This is a genomic window from Pontibacillus litoralis JSM 072002 (genome assembly GCF_000775615.1).
Lineage (GTDB): Bacteria > Bacillota > Bacilli > Bacillales > BH030062 > Pontibacillus > Pontibacillus litoralis.
The window spans coordinates 1-24768 of the sequence record NZ_AVPG01000005.1 but is presented as its reverse complement, the minus strand read 5'-3'; the positions used below and the strand labels follow the sequence as shown (position 1 = coordinate 24768).

The 24768-nt window shown below is 38.1% G+C and carries 28 protein-coding genes, 1 pseudogene and 1 other annotated feature; of the genes and pseudogenes, 20 read left to right on the top strand and 9 right to left on the bottom strand.

Features of this window, described 5'->3' with window-relative positions; translation table 11 throughout:
* Positions 1-16: 16 nt before the first annotated feature.
* Complete coding sequence (locus N784_RS05210; protein ID WP_052127143.1) at positions 17-1039, bottom strand: EAL domain-containing protein; 1023 nt, start codon at positions 1037-1039, stop codon at positions 17-19.
* Positions 1040-1319: 280 nt separating this feature from the next.
* Here N784_RS05210 and N784_RS05205 point away from each other — a divergent pair, with 280 nt between their 5' ends.
* A complete protein-coding gene (locus N784_RS05205; RefSeq protein WP_036833072.1) occupies positions 1320-1961 on the top strand; it encodes a CotO family spore coat protein in 642 nt (213 codons plus the stop codon).
* A gap of 100 nt (positions 1962-2061) precedes the next feature.
* Here N784_RS05205 and N784_RS05200 read toward each other — a convergent pair whose 3' ends face one another.
* The gene (locus N784_RS05200) at positions 2062-2514 is read right to left on the bottom strand and encodes a CotY/CotZ family spore coat protein (RefSeq protein ID WP_036833071.1); all 453 of its coding nucleotides are present in this window, start codon (positions 2512-2514) and stop codon (positions 2062-2064) included.
* 191 nt (positions 2515-2705) lie between these two features.
* Between N784_RS05200 and N784_RS05195 the strand changes: the two genes are divergently transcribed.
* The 5 genes from N784_RS05195 (at position 2706) to N784_RS05175 (ending at position 5156) form a co-directional block, all read left to right on the top strand.
* Positions 2706-2942, top strand: coding sequence for a hypothetical protein (locus tag N784_RS05195; RefSeq protein WP_036833070.1), 237 nt, complete (start codon positions 2706-2708; stop codon positions 2940-2942).
* A gap of 80 nt (positions 2943-3022) precedes the next feature.
* Positions 3023-3352, top strand: coding sequence for a DUF1360 domain-containing protein (locus N784_RS05190; protein WP_052127142.1), 330 nt, complete (start codon positions 3023-3025; stop codon positions 3350-3352).
* Between the two features lie 167 nt (positions 3353-3519).
* Positions 3520-3744 (top strand): hypothetical protein, encoded by a 225-nt coding sequence (locus N784_RS05185; RefSeq protein ID WP_036833069.1) that lies wholly within the window; start codon positions 3520-3522, stop codon positions 3742-3744.
* Positions 3745-3917: 173 nt separating this feature from the next.
* Positions 3918-4229: a hypothetical protein gene (locus N784_RS05180; protein ID WP_036833068.1), complete on the top strand. Its 312-nt coding sequence runs from the start codon at positions 3918-3920 to the stop codon at positions 4227-4229.
* 24 nt (positions 4230-4253) lie between these two features.
* Positions 4254-5156 carry an MBL fold metallo-hydrolase gene (locus N784_RS05175; protein WP_036833065.1) on the top strand — a complete coding sequence of 301 codons (903 nt, stop codon included), beginning with the start codon at positions 4254-4256 and terminating at the stop codon, positions 5154-5156.
* On the opposite strand, the gene N784_RS05170 is transcribed toward N784_RS05175, so the two are convergent.
* The 4 genes from N784_RS05170 to N784_RS05155 form a co-directional block, all read right to left on the bottom strand.
* Positions 5153-5827, bottom strand: a complete 675-nt coding sequence (locus N784_RS05170; protein ID WP_036833064.1) for a DUF421 domain-containing protein — start codon at positions 5825-5827, stop codon at positions 5153-5155. The two genes, N784_RS05175 and N784_RS05170, sit on opposite strands and share 4 nt — an antisense overlap.
* A 100-nt stretch (positions 5828-5927) precedes the next feature.
* The gene (locus N784_RS05165; protein ID WP_036833062.1) at positions 5928-6356 is read right to left on the bottom strand and encodes a GNAT family N-acetyltransferase; all 429 of its coding nucleotides are present in this window, start codon (positions 6354-6356) and stop codon (positions 5928-5930) included.
* Between the two features lie 5 nt (positions 6357-6361).
* Entirely contained in the window at positions 6362-6877 is a 516-nt protein-coding gene (locus N784_RS05160; protein ID WP_036833060.1) for a YjcG family protein, read from the bottom strand.
* Between the two features lie 96 nt (positions 6878-6973).
* Complete coding sequence (locus N784_RS05155) at positions 6974-7711, bottom strand: alpha/beta hydrolase (RefSeq protein WP_036833058.1); 738 nt, start codon at positions 7709-7711, stop codon at positions 6974-6976.
* A 177-nt stretch (positions 7712-7888) separates the two neighbouring features.
* Between N784_RS05155 and N784_RS05150 the strand changes: the two genes are divergently transcribed.
* From N784_RS05150 to N784_RS05125, 7 genes and pseudogenes are all read left to right on the top strand, one after another.
* A complete protein-coding gene (locus N784_RS05150; protein WP_036833057.1) occupies positions 7889-8413 on the top strand; it encodes a phosphatidylglycerophosphatase A family protein in 525 nt (174 codons plus the stop codon).
* Between the two features lie 288 nt (positions 8414-8701).
* A pseudogene (locus N784_RS16215) lies at positions 8702-8953 on the top strand (DUF2712 domain-containing protein); the annotation flags it as partial.
* 76 nt (positions 8954-9029) lie between these two features.
* Positions 9030-9803 carry a hypothetical protein gene (locus tag N784_RS05145; protein ID WP_036833056.1) on the top strand — a complete coding sequence of 258 codons (774 nt, stop codon included), beginning with the start codon at positions 9030-9032 and terminating at the stop codon, positions 9801-9803.
* Positions 9790-10524: a WxPxxD family membrane protein gene (locus N784_RS05140; protein WP_036833055.1), complete on the top strand. Its 735-nt coding sequence runs from the start codon at positions 9790-9792 to the stop codon at positions 10522-10524. The genes N784_RS05145 and N784_RS05140 overlap by 14 nt, the downstream gene beginning before the upstream one ends.
* On the top strand, positions 10525-11226 hold the full coding sequence (locus N784_RS05135; protein WP_036833054.1) for a DUF2705 family protein: 702 nt from the start codon (positions 10525-10527) through the stop codon (positions 11224-11226).
* 15 nt (positions 11227-11241) lie between these two features.
* Positions 11242-11874: an ATP-binding cassette domain-containing protein gene (locus N784_RS05130; RefSeq protein WP_036833050.1), complete on the top strand. Its 633-nt coding sequence runs from the start codon at positions 11242-11244 to the stop codon at positions 11872-11874.
* A complete protein-coding gene (locus N784_RS05125; RefSeq protein WP_036833048.1) occupies positions 11864-12466 on the top strand; it encodes a hypothetical protein in 603 nt (200 codons plus the stop codon). The genes N784_RS05130 and N784_RS05125 overlap by 11 nt, the downstream gene beginning before the upstream one ends.
* A gap of 77 nt (positions 12467-12543) precedes the next feature.
* Here the strand turns inward: N784_RS05125 and guaC are convergent, their stop codons facing one another.
* Positions 12544-13527 carry a GMP reductase gene (gene guaC / locus N784_RS05120; RefSeq protein ID WP_036833047.1) on the bottom strand — a complete coding sequence of 328 codons (984 nt, stop codon included), beginning with the start codon at positions 13525-13527 and terminating at the stop codon, positions 12544-12546.
* A 165-nt stretch (positions 13528-13692) separates the two neighbouring features.
* Here guaC and N784_RS05115 point away from each other — a divergent pair, with 165 nt between their 5' ends.
* The 7 genes from N784_RS05115 to N784_RS05085 all read left to right on the top strand — a co-directional run bounded on the left by N784_RS05115 (position 13693) and on the right by N784_RS05085 (position 20679).
* Entirely contained in the window at positions 13693-14595 is a 903-nt protein-coding gene (locus tag N784_RS05115; RefSeq protein ID WP_036833045.1) for an RluA family pseudouridine synthase, read from the top strand.
* A gap of 71 nt (positions 14596-14666) precedes the next feature.
* Positions 14667-15512, top strand: a complete 846-nt coding sequence (locus N784_RS05110; protein ID WP_036833044.1) for a DMT family transporter — start codon at positions 14667-14669, stop codon at positions 15510-15512.
* Positions 15513-15572: 60 nt separating this feature from the next.
* Entirely contained in the window at positions 15573-15983 is a 411-nt protein-coding gene (locus N784_RS05105) for an RrF2 family transcriptional regulator (RefSeq protein WP_036833043.1), read from the top strand.
* A gap of 143 nt (positions 15984-16126) precedes the next feature.
* Positions 16127-16834, top strand: coding sequence for a nitroreductase family protein (locus N784_RS05100; protein WP_036833041.1), 708 nt, complete (start codon positions 16127-16129; stop codon positions 16832-16834).
* A 196-nt stretch (positions 16835-17030) separates the two neighbouring features.
* Positions 17031-18008, top strand: coding sequence for a TAXI family TRAP transporter solute-binding subunit (locus N784_RS05095; RefSeq protein WP_036833040.1), 978 nt, complete (start codon positions 17031-17033; stop codon positions 18006-18008).
* Between the two features lie 71 nt (positions 18009-18079).
* A complete protein-coding gene (locus tag N784_RS05090; protein WP_036833039.1) occupies positions 18080-18586 on the top strand; it encodes a DUF1850 domain-containing protein in 507 nt (168 codons plus the stop codon).
* Complete coding sequence (locus N784_RS05085; RefSeq protein ID WP_036833038.1) at positions 18583-20679, top strand: TRAP transporter permease; 2097 nt, start codon at positions 18583-18585, stop codon at positions 20677-20679. Before N784_RS05090 ends, N784_RS05085 begins: the two co-directional genes overlap by 4 nt.
* Positions 20680-20813: 134 nt before the next feature.
* Here the strand turns inward: N784_RS05085 and ileS are convergent, their stop codons facing one another.
* A complete protein-coding gene (gene ileS / locus N784_RS05080; protein WP_036833036.1) occupies positions 20814-23906 on the bottom strand; it encodes an isoleucine--tRNA ligase in 3093 nt (1030 codons plus the stop codon).
* Between the two features lie 50 nt (positions 23907-23956).
* Positions 23957-24207, bottom strand: a binding site (T-box leader).
* A gap of 196 nt (positions 24208-24403) precedes the next feature.
* Positions 24404-24768 (bottom strand): PepSY domain-containing protein (locus tag N784_RS05075; RefSeq protein WP_198134399.1); only part of this gene is annotated, 365 nt, incomplete at its 5' end.

Sequence of the window (24768 nt, the reverse complement as noted above, 5' to 3'; positions counted from 1 at the left end):
CAGGTGCGGGTTTTTTTCACTTCGTTTGATGAATTGCGCAATAGCGTTGAAGCTTATCCAACACTTTATCTTGCAGTGTAAACGTTTCATGTAATTGCGTATAACAAACAAATTGAATGATTGTTTTGAACGGAATATAGGAGCCATTTTCAAGTAGTATAACCGTATTGTCAACTTGTCCGACGAAAGCTTCAACTTGAGAAATCACATCATAAAACGTTGTAGAACTTGTTATGATCATTCTAGTATCATTGGAACGGTCAAACTGTTGAATCGTCTTCAGCCCTTCATCACGAATGGATGGTATAGGATAGTCAGGCCTAGCTATGAAATATCCTTGCGCGTATGGGACGCCGTTCTGAATCACGCATTGTAACTCTTCCTTTGTTTCAATTCCTTCTGCGATTACCCCTGCTCCCATTTTGCTGGAAAGCTGCATGAGCGCCTCTAACATATATTGCCGTGTGGAGGATTGATCAATGTTACGAATAAGAGAACGATCAATCTTAATATAATCTGGTTGTAATTCTGTGATTGCCTCTAAAGAAGAATAACCTGCACCAGCATCGTCAATAGCAATGAGAAATCCTTGCTGCCGATAATGTTTAAGCACCCGCTTAAAGGAATCAAAGTCTTGAATGGCACTTCGCTCTGTAATTTCAAATACGATTTGATTCTGTTTTATACCGGATTTCTCTAATAAAGAGTGGGTATAACCTGTTGTAAAAGAACGATCATACATGACATCAGGACTTAAATTAAGCCATAGCTTTTCATTATTGGTAAGCTTGTGAAAAACGGATTGAATAGCTAATTCTCTTGTTACTTTTTCTAGTTCAAACAATTTTCCATGCTCACTCGCGAAAGTGAATAGTTCACCAGGGTGACGGAAATATGGATTGTCTGGAAAACGAGTCAATGCTTCATAACCGAAAATGTCTCCCGTTTGCAAGGCTACCACTGGTTGATAGTGAATATGTATATGCTGTTGTTCTAATAGAGAATGAAATAATTGATAGGATTGCTGCGTGTGTATCATGATGTTATCACTTCCGTACTCCTCTCTAACCCTTTATGATTAATGTTTCACTAACCTTTTATTAAGAAATACCTCCAAGAGGGTAAATTTCCATATGTGCTATTATATCGCATTTATGTTAATTTAATTGATTCAAATAGTTAAAATTATGTAAAATCGATCATATTCTATAAGGTTACTTGCATTTAAAAGGGGTTCATATTATAAAAAAATAGGCACATACTTGCTTCAACGTGCATATAATAAAACGAAGCATATTGTATAGGGGAGTGTGTGTAAGATGGCGAGAAGAAGAGATAAAGCAAAGGAACCAATGCTTTACATTACGCAACCTGAATTTCAAAGTGCCCAACCAAACATGCAATCCACTTATCGATCATCTACGAACCAAAAACAAAAAAAGTCTGCAATTGATACGGTGAATACCGCTGAGAAAAAAAGACCTACATTAGAAAGAAGAAAAAAACGTCGTTTATCCTTTGATTTAGAAATTGCTCAGCCCATGGAGAAGGAAAATGACCCATTTGAAGATGCAGATGATGTGCAACATGATGTTGAAGTTTTACAGCCAGATGTAGATAGTAGTGTTGATTATGAAGAAGAGGAACATACCGATGAAATAGTGACAAAGGAAGAGGCTACATCCGTATCAAAAGAAGATAAAACGAATACAACATTAAATAATCGCAAACGGCGTAAAAGTTTTAAAGACATGAACGTCGAAGATAAAGTGAATTACTTTTTGGACCTTCCTCCTCAAGTACCCAGAATGAAATGTGAAGTCGTGACAGAAGAAGATACGTATCGAGGCTGGATAGAGAATTGTCAAGATGGTGTCGTGCAAATGAAATTAGTAAAGCGTCCTTTTCGAGCTGACTTTCCAATAAGTAGTATTCAAAATATTTATTTGCGTGGTTTTTAAGGCGTATATAAGCCAGTTTTCCTCAAAGGGAAGCTGGCATTCCTGTGTGCAAAACAAAACAGACACCTCTTCTGAGAAAGGGATGTCTGTTCTTTCCTGTTTATGCTCTTGCGTTAATCGCAGGTAGGCATGTGATATGGCAGAAGCAATCAAGGTCAACTGTGATACAAATGCCTGTTGCACGAAGCTTATCAGTATGTTGGTCACTTGGACTTTTCGGGCAGTCATCCTTATGATCAGGATCGATAAGAAGCTCTAACAGGGCGCAGTTACAATCTTCATCTACTTCCTTCACACGGAAGATGAAACTTTGAAGAATACAATCGATACGGTTTCGGCGAGCACCATATCCTTTAAACGGTTTACAATCTTTACAATACAAAATAACGGGAACGGTATCTTTGTTCGTTGAAACTTCTTCTCCTAATAAATCATTTATTGATTGCTCACAGCTGGAGTTACAATCATCGGTTACATCGTTTTGCGCGTCAACAATTTCTTTTAAAATGTCGCAAACACAGCCCTCAGCATCATGTTTTTTGCCACAACCCATATTTATTCCCCTTTCCTAGATAATTGACTTATTGTCTTTAATAGGGTATGTATATCCCCCTGTTGTGTGTGGGCTTTCACCTTGTTTTTTTTGGGGTTTTTTGATGAAATCAGGGCCAATGCCTATACTTCCTTTGGGGGTGTTACATACTATGGTAACGATTACGATATAACAAAGGGGGGAACTAGCTCATGTCAGAGAAGAAGAAAATAATTAAAGTAGATGACTTAATTATTTATGCAGACAATGTTGTTGTAGAACATCGTCATGGCCATCATCACCAACATGATTATGACGAACATCGCGAGCATCGAAAAAGACCATTTGACGATTTATTTGGACGTCAATCACATACAGACAAGGAAGTAAAGGAAGAACATGGACACGACCATACCGATGATGATCGACCACCTTTTTCTTGGGTGTAACACGATAGAATGAAATCCTGTTATCGCGAAAAAGGTGCAGGATTTTTTTCTTATGATTGAATAAAGAAAAGAGGAACTCTATGGATATAACGTGGTTGGAGTTAATTGTCTTCATTTTAGCAAGCTATCGTCTAACGAATTTATTTATTTATGACAGCATTATGGAATGGATGCGGCGTCCGTTTCATCAAGAAATTGAGGAGGAGCACGAAGTAGTATTGGTACCAAAGGGGAAGGGAATCCAAGCATTTATTGGGGAATTATTATTATGCCATTGGTGTACAGGATTTTGGGTATCGGCCGGTGTTTTGCTGTCTTATTTAATTTTTCCTTCTATTTATTTATTATGGATATTATTTGCGATTAGTGGTGCGACTTCCTTATTTATGCATGTTTTTCCGAGAGAGTAAGGAAACAACCTATACAAATGTTTCCTTACTAGCATAAACTATGGAAAATGGTAGGAAGGATGGGATCAATGGTAGGAAGCGATGCACCAAAGTACAAACGATCCGTAAAAAAAGCAGTGAAGTATAAACGTAAAGGTTGTGGCTGTGGAAAGAAGAAGAAGAAATAAATGAGGAACATGCGATTATTTGAACCGAAGTGGATGAAACCGGTTCATGATGTGCATAAACATTTAGAGGAAAATGAAAAATGGCTGCAATTCCCCGAAGAAAAGCGGCAAGCATTTGAACGAGAAATGACGCTATGGCATGACCAATGGCACCCGTCATTTCGGAAGAAGATAAATGACTTAGAAAACATGAAGAAACAATTAGAGCGAGAACTAGATGAATGAAGCTTCTTAATGAACTTGTTAAGGAGCTTTTTTAGGAATCTGAAAAAAGTGTTTCTTTTCTGAAAATAATATTGATTTAGAAGGATAATCAGTCTATTCTCACGAAGTAATGGAATAAATATAGGAGAAAAAGGGTATAGAAAGAATAAGGAAGCGATAGGAGGAGAGGGACTATGGGTTATATATTACCAATTACGAATCATCAATATAAGAATTACCGTAATCGGAATGTTCGTAACAAGCAAGATCGAATACCTATTGAACCAACTTTCCGGCTAGCTTTAGAGCAAACATTACGTGATACTTACCACCGCGAAGAGGACAGGCAGTTGTATTTAGACAATCGTGCCTATTTGGAGGAACAAAAGCGAAAAAGCCCGAATCGTCCGTCCATTTACACAACCTATACAACCCACGTCGTTAAAAATAACAAACTTTACGCTAGCTTAACAGGAATTGGCCGTCATTTTAACGAAAGTGTGTAAAAAAGACAAAAGGAGAAGGCGAACATGCAATTAATTCAAATCAATGATTCTTGTTACTATATAAAAGGGACCGTTAACATAGGCTATGTAAAAAAAGCGTCTGCGGGTATGCTAATTGATGCTGGTCTAGATGCACAAACGATGAAAAAGGTATTAAACATACTCGATCAAGCATCGTTACCTGTCACCCATTTATTTATTACACATGCGCATTCCGATCATTATGGTGGCGGGTCATACTTACAGCAAGATCGCTCCGTTTACACGTTTGCCCCTTACTACGAAGAGGCTATTTTGCGCTATCCTTCTTTAGAGCCTCTGTATTTGTTTGGTGGAAATGACCCATTACCGGAGCTACGGAACAAATTTCTAGAAGGAAAACCGATTTTTGTGGACGAGGTGCTGCAAGAAGGAGTGTATGAGCGTGATGGATTTCAGTTTACGACGTATTTATTACCAGGTCATAGTTATTATCAGCTTGGCATTTTAATTCATCAATGCTTTTATGCTGGTGATGCTTACTTTGGTGAAGATACGATTCATAAGCATAAGATTCCCTTTTTAACGGATGCATATCATGCGATTCAAAGCTTATATAAAGTAAAGGAAGTTCCGTGTGTTGGAGCTGTACCAGGTCATGGTGAGTACGAGGTGGATTTCCATTCTACTGTCGATGCCAACATTGCTTACCATCACGAACTTTTACATATGTTGAAACAATATATAGAAGATAATGGGTGCGTAAGTCATGAATCCGTTATTGCGTATATGTGCGAAACATTTCAAGTGACAGTGAAGGGACTATCGCAATGGTTGCTGTTCCGTACTGCGGTGACAGCGTATTTGCTTACTTTACTTAAACAAGACCGAATTGAATATTCTATTGAGCGTTATCATTTAATGTTTAAAGTGAAAGGAGAAGCTTAGTATGGAACGATGAATAAGGCTTCTCCTTCTTTGTATTCAGCATAGAGCACATCCTTTGGCGAGGCGAGCTGTTGTTGGTGAATTTGCTCAAATAGCCATTCTTTTGATAAATCCGCCTCATAAAGGTTATCCCAAATAACTTCTCCATCGGAAATAATTGTGCGAGGTAAGTAAACGGATTGAGGAACTAAATTTAAGTCTTCTCTTGTTGTATTTTGCTTGAGCCACTTTGGTAATACAGAAACCGTTCCATCTGTTTCTAACACAGCATACTCTACATCTTGAACGGAGAATATGTTCTTTGACCGTAATAAGTGCTGAAGTTGATTTATATCTAATTTGCTTTTCTTCATTTCCTCTTTTTGTAGTTTCCCTTGATAAATCACCATACTTGGTCGACCTTCTAGTAGCCCGCGAGATCCTTTGAACTTCTGCGTAATCATTTCCGTGATAAAAATAAGCACTCCCCATAATAGTACAGCAAACAATATTTGCATAATACCTACTTCTTTATCATATAATGCATTTCCCACTAATTCTCCTAGAACGAGAGCAGCGATAAAATCAAAGGCAGTTATTTGTGTAATTTGTGACTTTCCTAAAATTTTAGTTAGAAAGAATAAACACAGAAAGCCAATAATTGATTCTAAAAAAATTTGGCCGTATACCAATCTATCCCCATCCTTTCTATGTCACATCATCTTCAGTTTGTGCAAGAAACGTTTCTTTCATACACAAAAAAAGCCTGCCCAATAAAGGACAGACAACAGGTTAAGAAAGGAATGCTTTAACCATCGTTTTATGAGGTATTCCAGCATCCATAAACTCTTCGGATACAACTTTATACCCGAGAGCTTCATAAAATTGTAATGCATGTGTTTGAGCATGTAATTTTGTTTTAGTATATCCTTGCCTTTTTACAAATTCCTCCATATGAAGAATGATCTGTTTGCCGAATGATGAACCGCGATAAGCCTGCAATACACAAATTCGTTCTAGTTTCCCATAATCACCAGTAAATCTTAGGCGACTTGCTGCAACTGGTTCTCCTTGAACGTATCCAACGAAATGAGTTGCAACTGGATCATTCTCATCGATTTCCTCTTCTAGCGAAACGTTTTGTTCCTCTACGAAAACCGTTTTGCGGACAGTGTATGCATCATTCATCCATGCTGTGTTCGTTACGTTTTTAATGTCCACTAACTTTATTCCTCACCTAAGCGGAACGTTTCATATACGGTCCACGAGCCGTTATCTAGCTGATATAGAAGCTGGAAACGGTCGACTAAATCTTCGAAAGAAACGTCCATCATACGAAGACTACCGTATACATCTGAGTATTCGTCATCTGAAAGCTTTTGAGCAATTGTGATGTGAGGGACGAATTGGAACGTGTCTTTCTCAGGTGTTGCTTCTACTTTATTTAATTGATTGTGTAAGCTCGTTAACGACTCATTTGGATCAATCTTTAAATAGATGGTGTTCGTTACAGGAGAGAATGTGCTTACTTTGCTAATGTTAATGGAGAATGGCTTGGTTTGTTTAGCAACCTGCACTAAATCTTTCGCAACGTCATCGACTTGATCGTCTGCGATTTCGAAACCTTCTTTCAACGTAACATGGGGTGTAATCAATGCGTAATGCGGATCATAACGCTTTCTATACGAGTTTGCGAAGTCTTGAATTTTCTTTGATGGAAAAATTGCGATACCATATTTCATTTGAACGACCTCCTAATAATTCATTTATTACCTTTTTGCACAATAAAAGTAAAGGGATATTCTCTATTATAACAAATTTTCAGATAGTAATCTTCTTTATTGTTGTATTTCTGTTCCGAACATTGTCGGTAAGACACGTTTTAAATCTTGTTGCCAGTATTTCCATGTGTGATTGCCATCTAATTCATAGTACGTATATTGAGAACATTTCCGTTGTAGAAGTGCGTGTAATTGGCGATTTGGTGCTAGAAAGTCTTGTTGTTTCCCATCGGTTGTATCGACGATGGTTTCTTCTGTTCCAATCGTATGATAAATCTCCATTAAAGCAATTGAATCACTTTGTTCTACTTGTGTTAGAACGTGTTCATCAACATAAGGAGATTGCATAATAATTTTGCCAAACGTGTGCGGATATTGAATGGCTGTCATTAAAGCCATCGTTCCACCTAAAGAGTCGCCCATGAGCGCTCTTGATGCACCCATATGATAAGTCGGCAGTTCTTTATCCAAGAGTGGAACAACTTCTTTCGCGAGAAATTGCATATAAGCAGTGTATTTCTTACCATTAGGGTGGTATTTCTCTCGTCTGTCGTACTTATCCTTATAATGAATACCAGCAAATATAGTGTTTTCAATCGATTGATTTTGATGGAAGCGATCACTTAATGTCGCGATCCGGCCCATTCTCATATAGTCATCCCCATCTTGCATAATACAAATGTTATATTTATACAATGGGGAGAAAGAGGCAGGTTTATATACCTTTACTGTCAATGCTTCCTCTAAATACACGCTATTAATTACGTGTTCTTCCATCTTTCCGTCTCTACCCATACTTTTCCTCCTTCATTACAGGAAAGGTTACTAGCCCTTTTCCCTTAATCAATATAAATGAAACGTACGTCATTAAGTGTATCATAAACTATGCTTAAAGAGAGGTGAGGAAATACGTGTTAACCGACGTAGTATGATACAATACATATAGAGTAAAAAAGATGGGAGAATAGCATTATGGAGAAACAAAGAAAACAAGTACATAGTAAAGAAGTAGAGGTAGCAGCACGTAGTTTGTTAGAAGAAAGAGGCGTATCCATACAGGCAATAGCAGAGATTGTTTATGAAATGCAAGGTGGGTACAACGAATATTTAACTGTTGAAGATTGTGCAATTAGTGTTGAGAGAGTATTGCAAAAAAGAGAAATCCAGCACGCTATTCTTGTAGGGGTTGAACTAGATAAATTAGCAGAAAAGAGAGAGCTTTCGCAACCACTTCAGGATATCGTAGAATTCGATGAAGGATTATTTGGCATTGATGAAACGCTGGCACTCGGCGCTGTATTTGGATACGGAAGCATTGCTGTTACGACATATGGCCATCTTGATAAAGAGAAGATAGGGATAATTAAGCAATTGGATACGAAACATGCAGAAGGCGTGCATACATTTTTAGATGATATAATCGCAAGTATTGCCGCTAACGCATCAAGCCGTTTGGCGCACCGATTACGAGATAAGGAAGAAGCCGAAATGGTGTAAACATAGAAGAGCTAGTGAACCGAATGGGGTTTACTAGCTCTATTTTGTGTTAAGGATCTGCACATGAATTATTTTCAAAGGATTTTGATATTACCTTGATCGCAACCTAATTCCATATTTTCGGTGTTTTTGCCTCCACAACAACAAAGGGATTACGAGATTAACAGTTAATGTTGATAGGATTTTTAACATTAATATCTTTCGTGACAAATATATTAAGTATTTACAAATTTTATACATGTTGTTATTATGTCATTGTAGTAATATTTGTAACATAAAACGAAGAATACAAACAATAAGTGGAAAGTAAATTTAAGGAAATCTGGAGAAGGGAAAGGAACCATTACTACTTTTTGGCTACATAAAAATGGAACTGGAAGGGTTTCTAATACAGTAAATGTCAAGCAGGGTGTTGGTTCATATGATAGAGAAGCATATCGAAGTGCTAGTAAAAGTTATGTACGGTTAGGTGCTGAAAATAATAATTATAGTTCTAAAGGTTATACTGCAAGTGGCTATTGGGATGAAGAAACCAAGTAATTTACTGATGAACGGACAAGTACATAAATCGTGCTTGTCCGTTTCACTAAAATATTTGTAAGCGAGTTGATGAACAATGGTTCGAAGTCATATGAATCGACTAACAAAAAATAAAGTTTCATTATGTGTCTTTATCGTCATCATCCTTATTCCAGTATGGGATGCGATGCAAGTCTATATCGAGTTTCTACAAGTAGGAGGAGAGAAACTTCATCCTGCTCATGCCTTCTTTTTATCTGGTGCTAGTATGGGCCATGTTCCACAATATGTGTTGCTATGGTTTTTGCCGTTATTTTTACTTGTTCTAGGGACTGAAGATTCTATTCAGGATTTTCGAACAGGGTATTACAACATTTTGGTGAGTAAAATAGGCATTAAAAGATATATAAAGGAAAAAATGTTCTTTTCCTTTATGTTGGGGTTTGTAGCAATGGGAATTACCTTATCAATCAATCTTTGCTTAACTTTTTTGTTGTTTTTCGGTGGGGATTATACAAAATGGCTTACAGAAGATATATTTGAAAGTTCTTTTACCAGTTTTACAATTCAAAATCCGTATATAGGTGTTTTAATTTATTCATTGATAGCAATGATTCTTGCAGGATTAGCGGGATTGTTAGGGGCAACATGCAGCCTTTTTTTTAAAGATCGAAAATATACATATGCAGCCACATTCTTTCTTTGGTATATATTTGTAACGATAGATCAATCAAGTATGCATTTAATACAACCATTTACGGAATATAGTCTAACAGATACTTTACCGATATTTTGGGTTATACTTGTAGCTTATTTAGCAATGAGTATTATTGTGTATATTTATGAGGTAAAGAACAATGAGCCGATATAAGTTAAAAGTTTCTATTGTAACCTTTGTATTCATGGGGGTTGTTTGGTATTTCCAAAACAGCTCTTACATTGATGTATACGCAGATAAGTACAAGGTGTCTTTAGACAAATTTAATGAGTTACTTTTTTATATGAACGGAAGTGCTTTTGGCTATAGTTCCATTCAAAATTATTCCTTAGTGTACTTGATACCATTTTTATTATTATTACAACAGTTTATGGGGAATGATGAAGAGTTTCTCGTTATACGACATGCGAATAGAAATAAACTATATAACATGGAGTTTAAGAATATATTGTTGACCTCTATAACAATTGCTATAACTCATTCCGTAGTAAACGTTTTGGGCAGCTTTATTTATTTTAATAATAATCTTGTATTTGATTCGAATATTATTTACTATTCTTTTATTCATTCATTTGTTTTAATGTTATTTTACATGCAAATAGGTTTGATTTTCAGTCTAATCAAAATAGTTTCGTTTTCCAATAGTATTGCAATGATAGGTACACTCCTTATTGTAGCAGGAACGTTTTTTATATCAAAAATATTATTGCCTTCCGTCTGGACGCCACTCCTTGATTTGGACCTGTTAATGAAGCTAATTGAAAAGCAATATACGATACAAAGTATTAGTTGGATTTACTTGAAACAATGTGTTTGCGTTGCCGTGCTGTATTTAATAGGATCACTTTCCTATTCAAGAAAGGACTATCTGTAAGTGAATAAAAAAATGGTGTTTTTAATTTTTGTATCAATTATTATACAATGTTTTTTTTACAAAAGCAGTGATATAAAAATGGATAAAATCCCTTATTTAGATGGAGTACCTAATACCTCTTCAACTTCCTTGGAGTCAAAATTTTTATTACAATGGTACTTTCCTATCTTTTTTATATTACTTTTTTTTTCAGGGATGATAAAAAATGAGCTTTCTACAAGTGGTATTGCTTTTATTACAAGATATAGAAACAAAACATATTGGCTGATTAAGAAACTCATATTATTGTGGATAATAACGTTTTCGTTTGTGCTATTTCAAATGCTTCTTTATACATTCGGTTCGTTTGAAATAATAAATAATAATTATGTTATTTTACTATTTTTGTATTATTTATTGCTGGTTTTGTTGGTTAATGTACAAGCCATGCTAGAACTATATGTTGCGCCTAATATAGCTTTTATTCTAGTGAATATCTATGTTATTGCAAGTGTATTGATTCATAACATGGTCTATAAATATGTAAATAATATGGAGTACCTGTTTATAGTACCGGGTACCATGGGTCTTAGAAACGGATTGACCAATTCAGAATTAACACAAGGAAGCTATAATTCAAGTATTATTATTATTATGCTTATCCAAATCATTGCTTGTTCTTTCATTTGTTTTAAACGTATAAAAAAAATTGATATTGTTTAAGGAGAGGGGACGCTTGTGATTAAAGTAGTAAACTTAACTAAAAATATAAAGAAGAATAAAGTTTTACACAATGTAAATTATAACTTTGAAGGTGGAAAGATATATGGGCTGTTCGGTAAAAATGGATCTGGTAAAACGATGCTATTAAGAGCAATATCAGGTTTGATTATACCAACGCAAGGTGAAGTGCATATAAATGGGAAACAATTACATCAAGATATTTCTTTCCCACCAAGTTGTGGAGTAATTATTGAGAATATGTCATTGCTTCCCCAGTGTACAGGTGTTAAGAACTTAGAAATATTGGCCAAAATAAAGAAAATAGCAAGTAAAGAAGAAATTATTAATACAATTGAACGAGTTGGATTAGATCCTACATCCAATTTAAAAGTAGGTAAATACTCTTTAGGAATGAGACAAAGATTAAATATTGCTCAAGCCATTTTTGAAAAGCCAGATATGATATTGCTAGATGAACCAACGAATGCTATTGACGATTCAGGTGTAGAGTTAATTTATGATATTCTACAAACGGAAAGAAATCGGGGAGCTGCTGTTATCGTTGCCTCCCATCAAAAAGAAGAAATAGCTCCTTTTTGTGATCAAATACTGACAATGCAAAATGGTGAACTACTTTATGACTGTTAAAAGAGCTGTATTTATTATTCTTACTATGCTAACTTTTGCATTGTTTTTTTCTTCTATTATAAGGGGGGTATTTACCGAAAAAGAAATGGGAAGAAAACACACTTTACAAGAAGGAGAATATGAGGTTGGGAAAGACATTCCACAAGGAGTATATGATTTTGAGGTGAGTGGCAATTTAATTATACAAAGTAAGTCATTTTATAATGGTAGTCACTTTAAAGCAATGCCATTGACAAAAGGGGAAGTGATATATATTGAGGGGGAAGGAACTTTACATATTGAACCTGCTCAAAATGAAATATTACAACTTTGCAATAATCAACAGTATGTTATAGATGACTCAGGATATTATCAAGTAGGGAAGCAGATTTCTCCTGGTCAATACTTCTTAACTTATGAAAGCAATGGCAATCACGAACATATTCCGTTTGTGCAAACAATTGATAATGATAGTAATGTTTTGGAAACGTATTATTTAGATGAACAGAAGAAACAAATAGACATTGAACTTGAAGAAAATACAGTATTACAAGTTGAAAAAACAATGATGGAGGAAGTGCCAGAATTAAAGGTGGTTTTGCAGAAGCAATAACTACGTATATACCGTAGTCAGAACTCTTAAAGAAGAAAGAGCAAGTGCATCTGATAGCACCTTGCTCTTCTTTTTTATTAATATACTTTATCACCATTAAAGATGGAATTCTTCACGACAACGTAATCGACGTTGCGAATGGCGTCTAGTTTCGTTCCTCCTGCATAGGAAATGGAGGACTGAAGATCTTGTTCCATCTCAATTAATGTATCTTGTAAGGAACCTTTGTGTTCAACATACATTTTCTTACCTTCAACGTTTTTCTTCTCGCCTTTTTGGAATTCTGAAGCGGAACCGAAGTATTCTTTGCAAAGCTTGCCTTCGATCTCCATTGTTTCACCAGGAGATTCTTCATGACCAGCAAATAAGGAACCAATCATGACCATTGTAGCACCGAAACGAATGGACTTTGCAATATCACCATGTGTACGAATACCACCGTCCGCAATAATTGGCTTACTTGCCGCTTTTGCGCACCAGCGAAGAGCAGCTAGTTGCCAGCCACCAGTACCGAACCCTGTTTTGATTTTCGTAATACATACTTTTCCTGGACCAATACCAACTTTAGTCGCGTCGGCACCAGCATTTTCTAATTCACGTACTGCTTCAGGCGTACCGACATTACCAGCAATAACAAACGTGCTAGGAATATGAGATTTAATATGTTCAATCATTTTAATAACGGCATTGGAATGACCGTGAGCAATATCAATGGTGATGTAATCTGGTACTAGATTTTCTTGAGCTAATTGCTCAACAAACGTATATTCTTCTTCTTTCACACCAACGCTAATGGATGCAATGTGACCACGAGATTGCATGTCTTTAATGAATGCTACGCGCTTTTCAGGCTCGAAACGATGCATCACATAAAAGTAACCATTTTCCGCTAAATAGATAGCGAGCTTCTCATCAATGATCGTCTGCATGTTCGCAGGTACAACTGGTAACTTAAATGAATGGGTACCTAACGTAACAGTTGTATCACATTGTGAACGGCTATTTACAACACACTTTGCTGGAATTAGCTGAATATCTTCATAATCAAATACATTTTCCATGAATTACACTCCTAAAAACGAATAATATTATTATTTTAAATTATAAATGTTCGTCCTTAGAGTAATTTAACGTATTTTTAGTTAGATGTCAAAGTTTTTGTTGTGTTTTTCAAAAAAAGGCGATTAACAATGATAAGATAGTAGAGCGGAAAGTGAGGAATAGAGATGAAGAAAAAGAAAACCAACCAAGAAGAACAGTGGAAACGATATACGGTTGTAGAGAAGACAACGTTACTTCCTTATTTACAACAAGCTTTATCCCATTTAAGTCGAAATGCAGTAAAGTCCATTCTTACAAAAGGGAAAGTAGAAGTGGATGGAGAGATAATTACTCAACATAATCAACCTTTGTATAAAGGTCAAATCGTTACAATAAGAAAAGAAGGAAAAGCTTCTACGTCATTGTTGCGTGGTTTGACCATCTTATATGAAGACGATGATGTCATTGTAGTAGTTAAAGCATCTGGGCTCTTGTCCATTGCATCAGGAAAGGAAGCAAATAATACAGCGTATCGACAATTATCGAACTATGTAAAGGGGAAGCATCCACGTAATCGAATTTTTATCGTCCATCGATTAGACCGAGATACATCAGGGGTTATGATGTTTGCCAAATCAGAACAGGTGAAAAAGAAGCTACAAGATCGGTGGAAAGACATTGTGAAGAAGCGAACGTATGTAGCACTTGTAGAAGGGGTGTTAAAACAGCCGACTGGCACCATAACATCGTGGTTAAAAGAGACGAAGACCCACCTAATGTATGCAAGCGATAAGCCTAATGGTGGAAAAAAGGCGATTACTCATTATCAAGTGTTACAGTCAAATGGTCCCTATTCCTTAATAGAGCTTGAATTAGAAACAGGTCGTAAAAATCAAATTCGCGTGCATATGCAACAAATCGGTCATCCAATCGCCGGGGACAAAAAATATGGAGCAAGCACTAATCCTTTGAAACGACTAGGTCTCCATGCGAAGGAACTGACGTTTAAACATCCACGTACAGGCAAGGTACTCCAGTTTGAATCGTCTGTACCTTCCCAATTTGGCAAGGAAGTGAAGGGAAAATAGTCTGTTTATATGGAGCGTAATTGTAAAAGGTGGTAAACTATTCCTGGTTACACTTCGTTAGGAGATTCGGAATGAATGTACAAGTGAAGTTTTCTTTGGCGATGATTATATTTGGTTCTATTGGTTTTTTTTCTATTCATACGAACCTACCGTCTATTGAGCTAGTATTTGTCCGTTGCGTTAGTGCCAGCTTATTATTAGGAGTGGTATTGCTTATTAAAAGAGGGAAGCAAGGCAATGCGGTAGCAAAGAAAGAATACGTCTTTGCGTTGTTATGTGGTTTTTTCTTGGTGATTAACTGGGTATTTTTATTTCGGTCCTTTGAACGAATACCGATTACGGTTGCTATTTCGATTTATCATTTAGCGCCTGTACTTGTGTTGCTGCTTGGTGGAGTCATCTATCGAGAAAGAATCCCTTTTACGGCTACTGTTGCTATCACTTTATGTTTTATCGGCACGTTATTCGTTGGCGGTATTCATCAACAAGCGTCATTACACGATTTTTTCTCAAGTGGAGTGCTATGGGCGTTTGGAGCAGCCTTATTTTATGCACTTACGAGTTTAACAGGCAAAGCTATAAAAGAGATAGATCCTGTATCGACAACCTTTATCCAGACAACCCTCGGGATCTTTTTGTTAATTCCGTTTATAGATATCTCCTATTTTAACGGATTAACGGTAGAAAATTGGACGTACATACTCATAACCGGTTTTGTCCATACAGGATTTGTATTCTATTTATTCTTTAGTAGTATAAGAGAGTTGAAAGCAGCAACGATAGCGGTACTTGTTTTTCTAGATCCTGCTGTAGCAATTCTCTTAGATGTCGTGCTCATTAGTTATTATCCTGATATGTATCAATGGTTAGGCATCGGGTTAATCTTTTGCGGTATGGCCTATGCCTTAAGGCGATAACACACTTTGACTTTTCTAAATCAATATAGGACAATAGATTTTGGAAAAAGAGGTGGTAAGATGGCGGAAAAAGTATCCAGTATGAAATGGTTTGGATTGGCATTGGAAGCCTTACTAGTGTTAGCGAACGAGGATACCCTATGTCCAAGTGGAAAATTAGCAGAGAAATTAAATTCGAAATCAACTTTTTTAAGAAAAATATTAACCCATTTAGTAAAGGCGGAATTAATTCAAGCAAAAGAAGGAAGAGATGGAGGCTATGCTTTAAAGAAACGCCCAGAAACAATCACTTTAGCAGAAGTGTATGATGCCATGAAGGCCGAAACGTTTCCGAAAGGTTTCCTTGATGTAGAAAGTAAAGAATGCTTTTTACCAAATACACAAGCAAGCCTTTGCAACCTTCGCGAAGAGATGGAAGAATGGATTGTTACAGGATTGAAGGAAAAAACATTAGCTGATTTGATGGAATAATAGCCTATTAGTTGAAATGCATTTAACTAGCAAAAAACGAGACATTCGTTTCGTTTTTTTTGTGAGTAACTGTTCTTGACAATCGTACAGTTAGGAGTATATACTGTTCTTGTATTAAATACAGTTTAAAAGGAGAAATCGTTATGCAAGATAAAACAGCTAGTAAAGAGGATATGTTAAATAAAGGGAATGAGTTTTCGACAGGAGAGAAGCCAAAAGTACTAACTACTACAGATTTTTTCACTGTAGCGGAAGAGCGTCGATCTGTTCGTAAATACGATACAAATTATAAAATGGATGAGAAAGAAATTAGAGACATTTTAGAAGCAGCTATTTTAGCCCCTTCTTCTTCTAACTTGCAATCATGGAGATTTCTTGTTATTGAAGATCAAGAAGCGAAAGAAAAATTATTACCAATGGCTTTCAACCAACAACAAGTAGTAGAAGCATCAGCGGTCATTGCAGTTTTAGGTAAAGAGGATGCGTACAAGGATGCTAATAAAATTTACGGACAATTAGTTGAAAATGGTTCATTGCCAGAAGAAGCAAAAGAAGGATATGTGAATAACATTGTAGATATGTACAGTAGCGCTTCAAGAGATAAACGAACAAGAATCGCGATGATTGATGGTGGGCTTATTTCCATGCAATTGATGTTAGCTGCAAAAGCCAAAGGACTTGATACGGTTCCAATGGGAGGATTCGATGAAAAAGCATTTGTAGAAGCATTCAATGTACCTGAAAATTACGAACCTGTGATGCTTATCGCTCTTGGAAAAGGAGAAGTAGCAGGATTTCCAAAGAACCGTCTTCCACTAGATGATATACTAGCATGGAATAAATACGAATAAACAGAAAAGGTTCACTCACCATGCGGGAGTGAACTTTTTTTAATTAAACTGGATTGGAAAGGGAAGGTTTATGTTCGAAATATGGGATTAAGGTTCATGCATAGTGATCTATGCATTTTAAACCTAAATATAGTTGAATTATTCAGAAAACACTGATATTATATAAAGAATAAAGTAAATAATTGGGGGTTATTCCATGGGTAGAAAAGGGTTATTTTCATTTATTGTATTGTTAGCGCTTTCTTTAGTGTTGGTTGCTTGTGGTGGTGGTGGTACTACTGGTAGTGATGAAGGTGAGAAGAATTATATTAGTATTTTAACTGGGGGTAACCAGGGGACGTATTATCCATTAGGTGGTACGTTTGCTAAGGTGATTAACGATAATGTAGAGAATGTAGAAGCGACTGCTACATCAACGGGGGCTTCGGTTGAGAACGTGCAGAAGCTTTCTGATGGTGAAGGGGAAATTGCTTTCGTTCAAACAGACATTGCGGCCTATGCAACTGAAGGGACGATTATGTTTGAGGAGGATGGAGCGGTAGAAACTATTCAAGCAATGGGTTCCCTTTATCCTGAAACGATTCAAATTGTTACGACGAAGGACTCGGGGATTGAATCAGTTGAGGATTTAAAAGGGAAAACCGTGTCCATTGGTGCGCCTGGATCTGGTACAAGGGCGAATGCGGAAAATATTTTGGAAGTTCATGATATGACTGTAGATGATATGAATGCGCAGAATCTAGATTTTGGTGAATCGACTTCTGGTATTCAAGATGGCAAAATTGACGCTGCTTTCATCACATCAGGTACGCCAACAGGTGCAGTGGAAGGATTGGCTGCTACTACGGATGTCATTATCGTACCTGTAGAAGCGGATAAAGCTGATGCCTTGATTGAGAAATATCCGTACTATGCAACAGATACGATTAAGGAAGGCACGTATGGACTAGAAAGTGATGTTCCTACTGTTGCCGTACAGGCGATGCTTATTACAAGCTCTGATGTAAGCGAAGACCGTGTTTATGAAATGACGAAAGCAATTTTTGATCATACAGATGCTATTTCTCATACGAAAGGTGAGTTCATTTCTGCGGAAAGTGCTTTAGAGGGAGTCGGCATTGAACTTCATCCAGGAGCGAAGAAATACTTTGATGAAAAGGGAATGAGTAAGTAAAGGTTTTGTCGTGAAGAAGATAGGCCGAAAGTTGGGTCTATCTTTTTTTCCTCTAGGATGGGAGATTTGACATGAAACGAGTTGTAGGGATATGCGTATTATGTTTAATAATAGCTTGGTACTTTTTTGTTCCGAATCAGTATGTACTCTCGATGGAGAAACAAGGCACAGACCAATTGTTAGCTTATCTTCCTATCAAAGCGTATGACACGTTTGTAATTCAATTTGTCCATTCCGTTCACTTATCTGAGGTAGAGGAGCATTACCAAATAAAGAGTGGGGCAATAATGCCGATGAAACTTGTCTATGAAGATACAGCGATTGGAATGCCAGCCAATGCTACGGGTGAGGATACGTTCCATATGCAAGATGGAAAATACGTAATTGAAAAAAGCGAACATACGGAGCCGTTTTCTGAACTCCATTTATCAATAGGCCAAGTTAGAGCGGAGCATACGTTAAAATATAGGGACGAAACTTTCGTATTAAAGCGGTTTGTTGGAGCGGGAACAGACGTCACAATTGAAGTAGAACATTACAATCGATGGCAGCTTAGAAAAGGAGTGAAGATGAAATGAGCAGTTTATCACATGAGGAGCAACAGCAGTTAATGCATCAATATGATCGTGAATCCGCTTCACGCAATGTAACAGGGTGGGTAGCAAAAGTTGTCTTCTTTGGCTTATTAGCTTTCTCTCTTTATCAAGTATGGTTTACCGTTTTTGCCCAGCTTCCTGTACAAATGCATCGGCCAATTCACCTCGGTTTTGGATTAGGGTTAATCTTTTTATTATATCCTGCGACGAAGAGAAAACAGGGTAAATTAAGCTGGTATGATTATGCTCTATCTATACTCGGAATTGGAGTGGGAGCTTATTGGCCACTGCAGTATAATCAATTGATTCAATCAGCGGAAATTTCACAAATGGACTTTTATGTAGGCATTTTAGCCGTTCTACTCGTTTTAGAAGCGACGAGACGTGCGGTAGGCTTGCCTATCACGATTATTGCCACGTTGTTCTTAGTCTATGCTTACTGGGGAAGGCAAATGCCTGGCTTTCTTGCGCATCGCGGGGTTGATTTAGACACGCTTGTACAGTCGATGTATTTCACAACAGAAGGTATTCTTGGTACTCCGTTAGCTGTGTCTTCCACGTTTATTTTCTTATTTTTGTTATTTGGAGCTTTTCTTGTCAAAACGGGTGTTGGACAATATTTCAATGATTTGGCAGTAACATTAGCTGGAAAAAGAACAGGTGGCCCAGCAAAGGTAGCTATCTTCTCTAGTGCATTGCAAGGAACGATTAGTGGAAGCTCGGTTGCGAACGTGGTAACCTCAGGCTCGTTTACTATACCGATGATGAAAAAGCTCGGTTATCGAAAAGAGTTTGCCGGAGCGGTCGAAGCAGCAGCCTCAACAGGTGGTCAGCTAATGCCACCAATTATGGGAGCAGCGGCTTTTCTAATGATTGAGTTTATCGGTATCGACTATTGGACTATTGCTAAAGCAGCGGCGATTCCGGCTGTGTTGTATTTTACAGGGATTTGGATGATGACCCATTTTGAAGCGAAACGATTAGGATTAAGAGGAATGGCAGAAGAAGAATTGCCGGATCGTAAAGAAGTATTCAAACGATTATATTTACTTGCACCAATCATCGCTATTATTTTCTTTTTAGCATCTGGATTAAGTGTCATCACAGCGGCTTTTTATGGAATTTTAACGACGATTATCGTAGGATTATTGCGACCGGAGAAGTTTCGTAAACTTTATATTTACGTTTTTGTAGCAGGAGCTGTAGCGTATCCAGTGTATCATGCCTTAGCTTCAGCAAGTATCCCGAACGACATCATACAAAATAGCTTAGTCTGGGGAGCAATGGCTACGATTCTTGTCAGCTATTTATTTGATGAAAACTGGAAGGATTCCGTTGAAGCACTTGTGGATGGCGCACGCACAGCACTTGGCGTTGTTGCTGCCACAGCTGCAGCAGGTATTATCGTCGGGGTAGTAACGAAAACAGGCTTAGGTTTAAAGCTTGCCAATAGTTTAGTAGAGCTAGCAAATGGTCAGCTTTTATTAACTTTATTCTTCACGATGATTGCCGCTATCATCCTAGGTATGGGCTCGCCAACAACAGCGAACTATGTCATCACATCAACGATTGCAGCACCTGCGATTATTTTGCTAGGTGTAGCAGATTTACCTGCTCACTTGTTCGTATTTTACTTCGGTATTGTAGCAGACATTACGCCACCGGTTGCTCTTGCTGCCTTTGCTGCTGCCGGAGTATCTGGGGGTGAACCGATACGAACTGGAGCGAACGCCGCAAAACTAGCGATTGCAGCCTTTATCATTCCGTACATGTTTGTGTTAAGTCCTGAACTCTTAATGATTGACACGACAATACCGAGCTTAGCGTGGGTGCTATTTACCGCTGTGTCTGGCATGCTCGCAATCGGGGCTGGCATGATTGGCTACTGGTACAGGAAAATGTTCTGGATTGAACGCGTCCTTGCCGTTGCTGGAGGTTTAGCGCTCCTTTATCCTCATGCGTTAAGTGATATCATAGGGCTTGTATTATTCGCCTCTCTATTAACGGTACAGTTCATCGTGAAGCGAGAATGGATAGGCGAACCTGTCGTAAAAATGAGCAAAGAAGCAAAGTAGAAGATAGAAAATGGAGTGGAATTCAAGATTTAATGCGGATAACAGATTCACGTAGCCGATCCTATGTTGTTGCCAAGTTCAAAATTAAGAAATCCCCAAGCACCGCGACTAGCGGTTTCTTGGGGATTTTTCGATTATGCTTCAATGTGCAATCCGATTTTTTCTTCTTCGATTTCGACATATTTCATTCCATCGTGTGCTTGGAACGTCAAGTTGTGTACGAGTAGATTGCTTTGTAATAGTGCTTCAAATTGTTCGATTACTTCTTTCATGCGATCGGATGCGTCGAAGGAAAGGTGAACGCGTTGTTCAACAGGGAGGTCGCATTCTTTACGATACTGTTGAACGGCACGGATTAGTTCACGGGCAAGTCCTTCTTTGCGTAAGTCCTCGGTAATGTCTGTATCCAAGAATACCATGTAATCTTGGTTGGAAGCCATTTCGAATCCTTGTTGTGTCGTTTGTTTTACGAGTAGGTCATCTTGCTCTACACGTACGGTTTCTCCATCTGGAGTGGATGTTTCGAAATAGCCTTGGTCAACGACTTGTTTTGCTTCCTCTGTCGTTAAGGCTTGTAGAGCTTTTTGTACAACGCCGACAAGTTTTCCGAGTTTCGGGCCAGCTGTAGGGAAGTTCAGTTTCACTTCGTATTGCACGGCATCGCCAGCAGTTTCGGTTAATACGACGTTTTTCACGTTAATTTCGTCTTGAATAATTGGCTTATATGCTTCAAGAGATTTCGTATTTTCCGCTGTACCTACAACGGTTAACTCAGCAAGTGGTTGTTTCGTTTTAATACTTGTTGCGTTACGGCTATGACGGGCAAGCTCTACTACTTGAAGCACGCGATCCATATCGTTTTCTAACGTAGCATCAATTACAGCTTCGTCAGCTTGTGGGAAGTCTGCTAAATGCACGCTTTCCCCGGTTAAATTCATGTGAATATCTTCTGCGATAAATGGTGTGTATGGCGCTAATAGTTTGCTTGTTTCTACTAATACTCCATGTAACGTATGGTAAGCGGCTAACTTATCATCATTCATCCCTTCACTCCAGAATCGGTCACGGGAGCGTCGGATGTACCAGTTACTTACTTGCTCTACAAAGTCGCCTAACTCACGAGCACCAGCTGTGAAATCATATGCATCTAAATGTTTGGTTACGTTTTTCGTTACTGTATGAAGGCGAGATAACATCCATTTGTCCATCAAGGATGGTGTTCCTTTTTCATGCTTTGCTGGATCAAAACCGTCAATGTCAGCGTATAGTGTATAGAATGAGTGTACGTTATGCAACGTATCTACAAGCTTCGACTTCGCTTGACCTACAATGTTAGCGGAGAAGCGTTTATTGTTCCATGGCGCACTGTCAGCGAGTAATGCCCAGCGCAATGCGTCTGCACCAAACTGTTCGACAAGTTCCATTGGGTCAAGGACATTTCCTTTACTTTTCGACATTTTACGACCATCAGCATCCAAAATATGACCAAGAGAAAGGACACGTTTATACGGAGCTTTCCCTGTAAATAAGGAAGATACCGTTAGTAAGCTGTAGAACCATCCACGTGTTTGGTCCACACCTTCGGCAATAATATCAGCAGGGAATTGCTTCTCAAACATTTCCTTATTCTCAAATGGATAATGGTATTGTGCAAACGGCATAGAGCCACTGTCGAACCATACGTCAATTACTTCACTCGTACGCTTCATATCTGCAGAACAACAAGGACATTCAAGTGTTACGTCATCTACATACGGCTTGTGCAACTCGATATCTTCTGAAACGTCTCCTTTAGCATGGTCGATCATGTCTTGAATGCTACTTGGAACGTATTGATGATCACAACTTTGACAAATCCAGACGTTTAATGGTGTACCCCAGAAACGATTACGTCCTAAGTTCCAGTCGACCATGTTCTCAAGGAATTTTCCGAAGCGGCCATCACGCATATGATCAGGGTGCCATGTCACACTTTGGTTGTTCTCAATAATCTGATCCTTGATTGCAGTTGTTTTAATGAACCAGCCTTCCATTGCGTAGTAAATTAACGCTGAATCACAACGCCAGCAATGTGGATAACTGTGCTCATATTTCTCTTTATGGAAAAGGAGACCTTGTTCGGCAAGCATTTTAATAATTGTTACGTCACAGTCCTTAGCAAACTCCCCGACAAGAGGTGTCACTTCTGCTGTATAGCAACCAGTTGTGTCCACAACACTGACAAAATCTAAACCGCTATCCATTACGGCATTGTAGTCATCTTCCCCATGAGCAGGAGCAATGTGAACGACACCAGTACCGCTATCATCTGTTACGTAATCGCCTCGAATAACTTCATGACCGCGGTTAGGTGTTAAGAAGTTAAATGGTGGCTCGTACTTTAAGCCGATGAACTCTTTTCCTTTATGTTCACTAACAATAGTGTGCTCTTCGCCAAGCACTTTTGTAACTAAATTTTTAGCTACGATGTACACTTCACCGTCTTTTTCTGCTTTGACGTAATCAATGTTTTCATTCACTGATAGCGCGATGTTTCCAGGCAATGTCCACGGTGTAGTTGTCCAACCGAGGAAAAATTCATTCGCTTTATCGGCAATTTTGAACTTCGCTGTTACAGATAAATCTTTAACATCTTTATAGCCTTGTGCCACTTCATGAGAACTTAATGATGTTTGACAGCTTGGGCAATATGGTACTACTCGGTGTCCTTGGTACAATAAGCCTTTTTCATGAATTTTAGAAAGAATGTGCCAAACGCTTTCGATGTATTTGTTATCCAACGTCACATAGGGATCATCCATGTCCACCCAGTAGCCGATAGCGTCTGTAAAACGGCTCCACTGGCGCTCGTAATCAAATACACTTTCTTTACATTCTTTAATGAAATTCTCCACACCATAATTCTCGATATCTTGTTTGCCAGAGATGCCGATTTTCTTCTCAACGCCTAGCTCAACGGGAAGACCGTGCGTATCCCAACCTGCCTTACGATACACTTGATAGCCATTCATCGTTTTATAACGAGCAACGAAATCTTTAATTACGCGACCTAGAACGTGTCCAGCGTGGGGAAGACCATTTGCGGTAGGAGGTCCTTCATAAAAAACAAACGTTTCTTTTCCTTCACGATTCTCAATGGATTTCTGGAAAACAGCTTGCTCTTTCCATACATCTTTCACACGGTTTTCCCGTTGAACCGCATTCTCATTCACATCAACCTTTTTCACGTGCTTCACTCCTTTATTCCTATTAAAAAACAAAAAAACTCGTCCCTATAAAAAGGGACGAGTTGAACCCGTGTTACCACCCTGATTCCAGCACTCACTTATGTAGCAATTTGCTGGCACTCATTAGCCGTATATTCATACGCAATCCATGTAACGGTGGAACGACCGGGAAAACTTATTGACAAGTTCAGTTTTCCTTCTCAGAGAGGATATTCAACGTGATCTGAACATTGGCTCACAGCAACAACCAACTCTCTGTTAGATCAGGGGCACGCCTACTCGTTCTCATCAATGAATTTAAATGGTTATGATTAATATTAACATATAGCAATCTCCCCTTGATGTCAATGGTGATGAGGGAATGAGGGCAAAAAACGTGTGTTATCAAGTATAGTTTGTACCAAAAAGATAACCCACCCGTTGAGTGGATTATCTTTCATTAAGACTGAACTTTATATAGCAATCCGTCTATTGCGCACCAATAGCGGTTACATATATTAATCGTCGTCACGCTCATCATCGTCATCATCGTCATCATCACGGTCGTCGTCTTGGTCGAGCGTTTCTCTCTCTACAGAAGTGATGGCACCAGTATAAGCATCAACATCTACATCAATTTCTTCTTTATCTGTGATGATTTCTATTTCATAATGCTTTTTACCGTCATCATTATCTAATTCAACTTCAACCACTTTTCCACCAAATTTAGCTAAAGCGATAGAAGTTGCTTTACTTTGAGAAATGACAGACTTTGTTTCTTGTTTTGGAGCTTGCTGTTTGTCATTAGAAGTAGATGGTTGATGCGTTGTACGTTCTTCTCGCTCGTCATCGTCGTCATCGCGCTCGCCTTTCGCTTGAACTC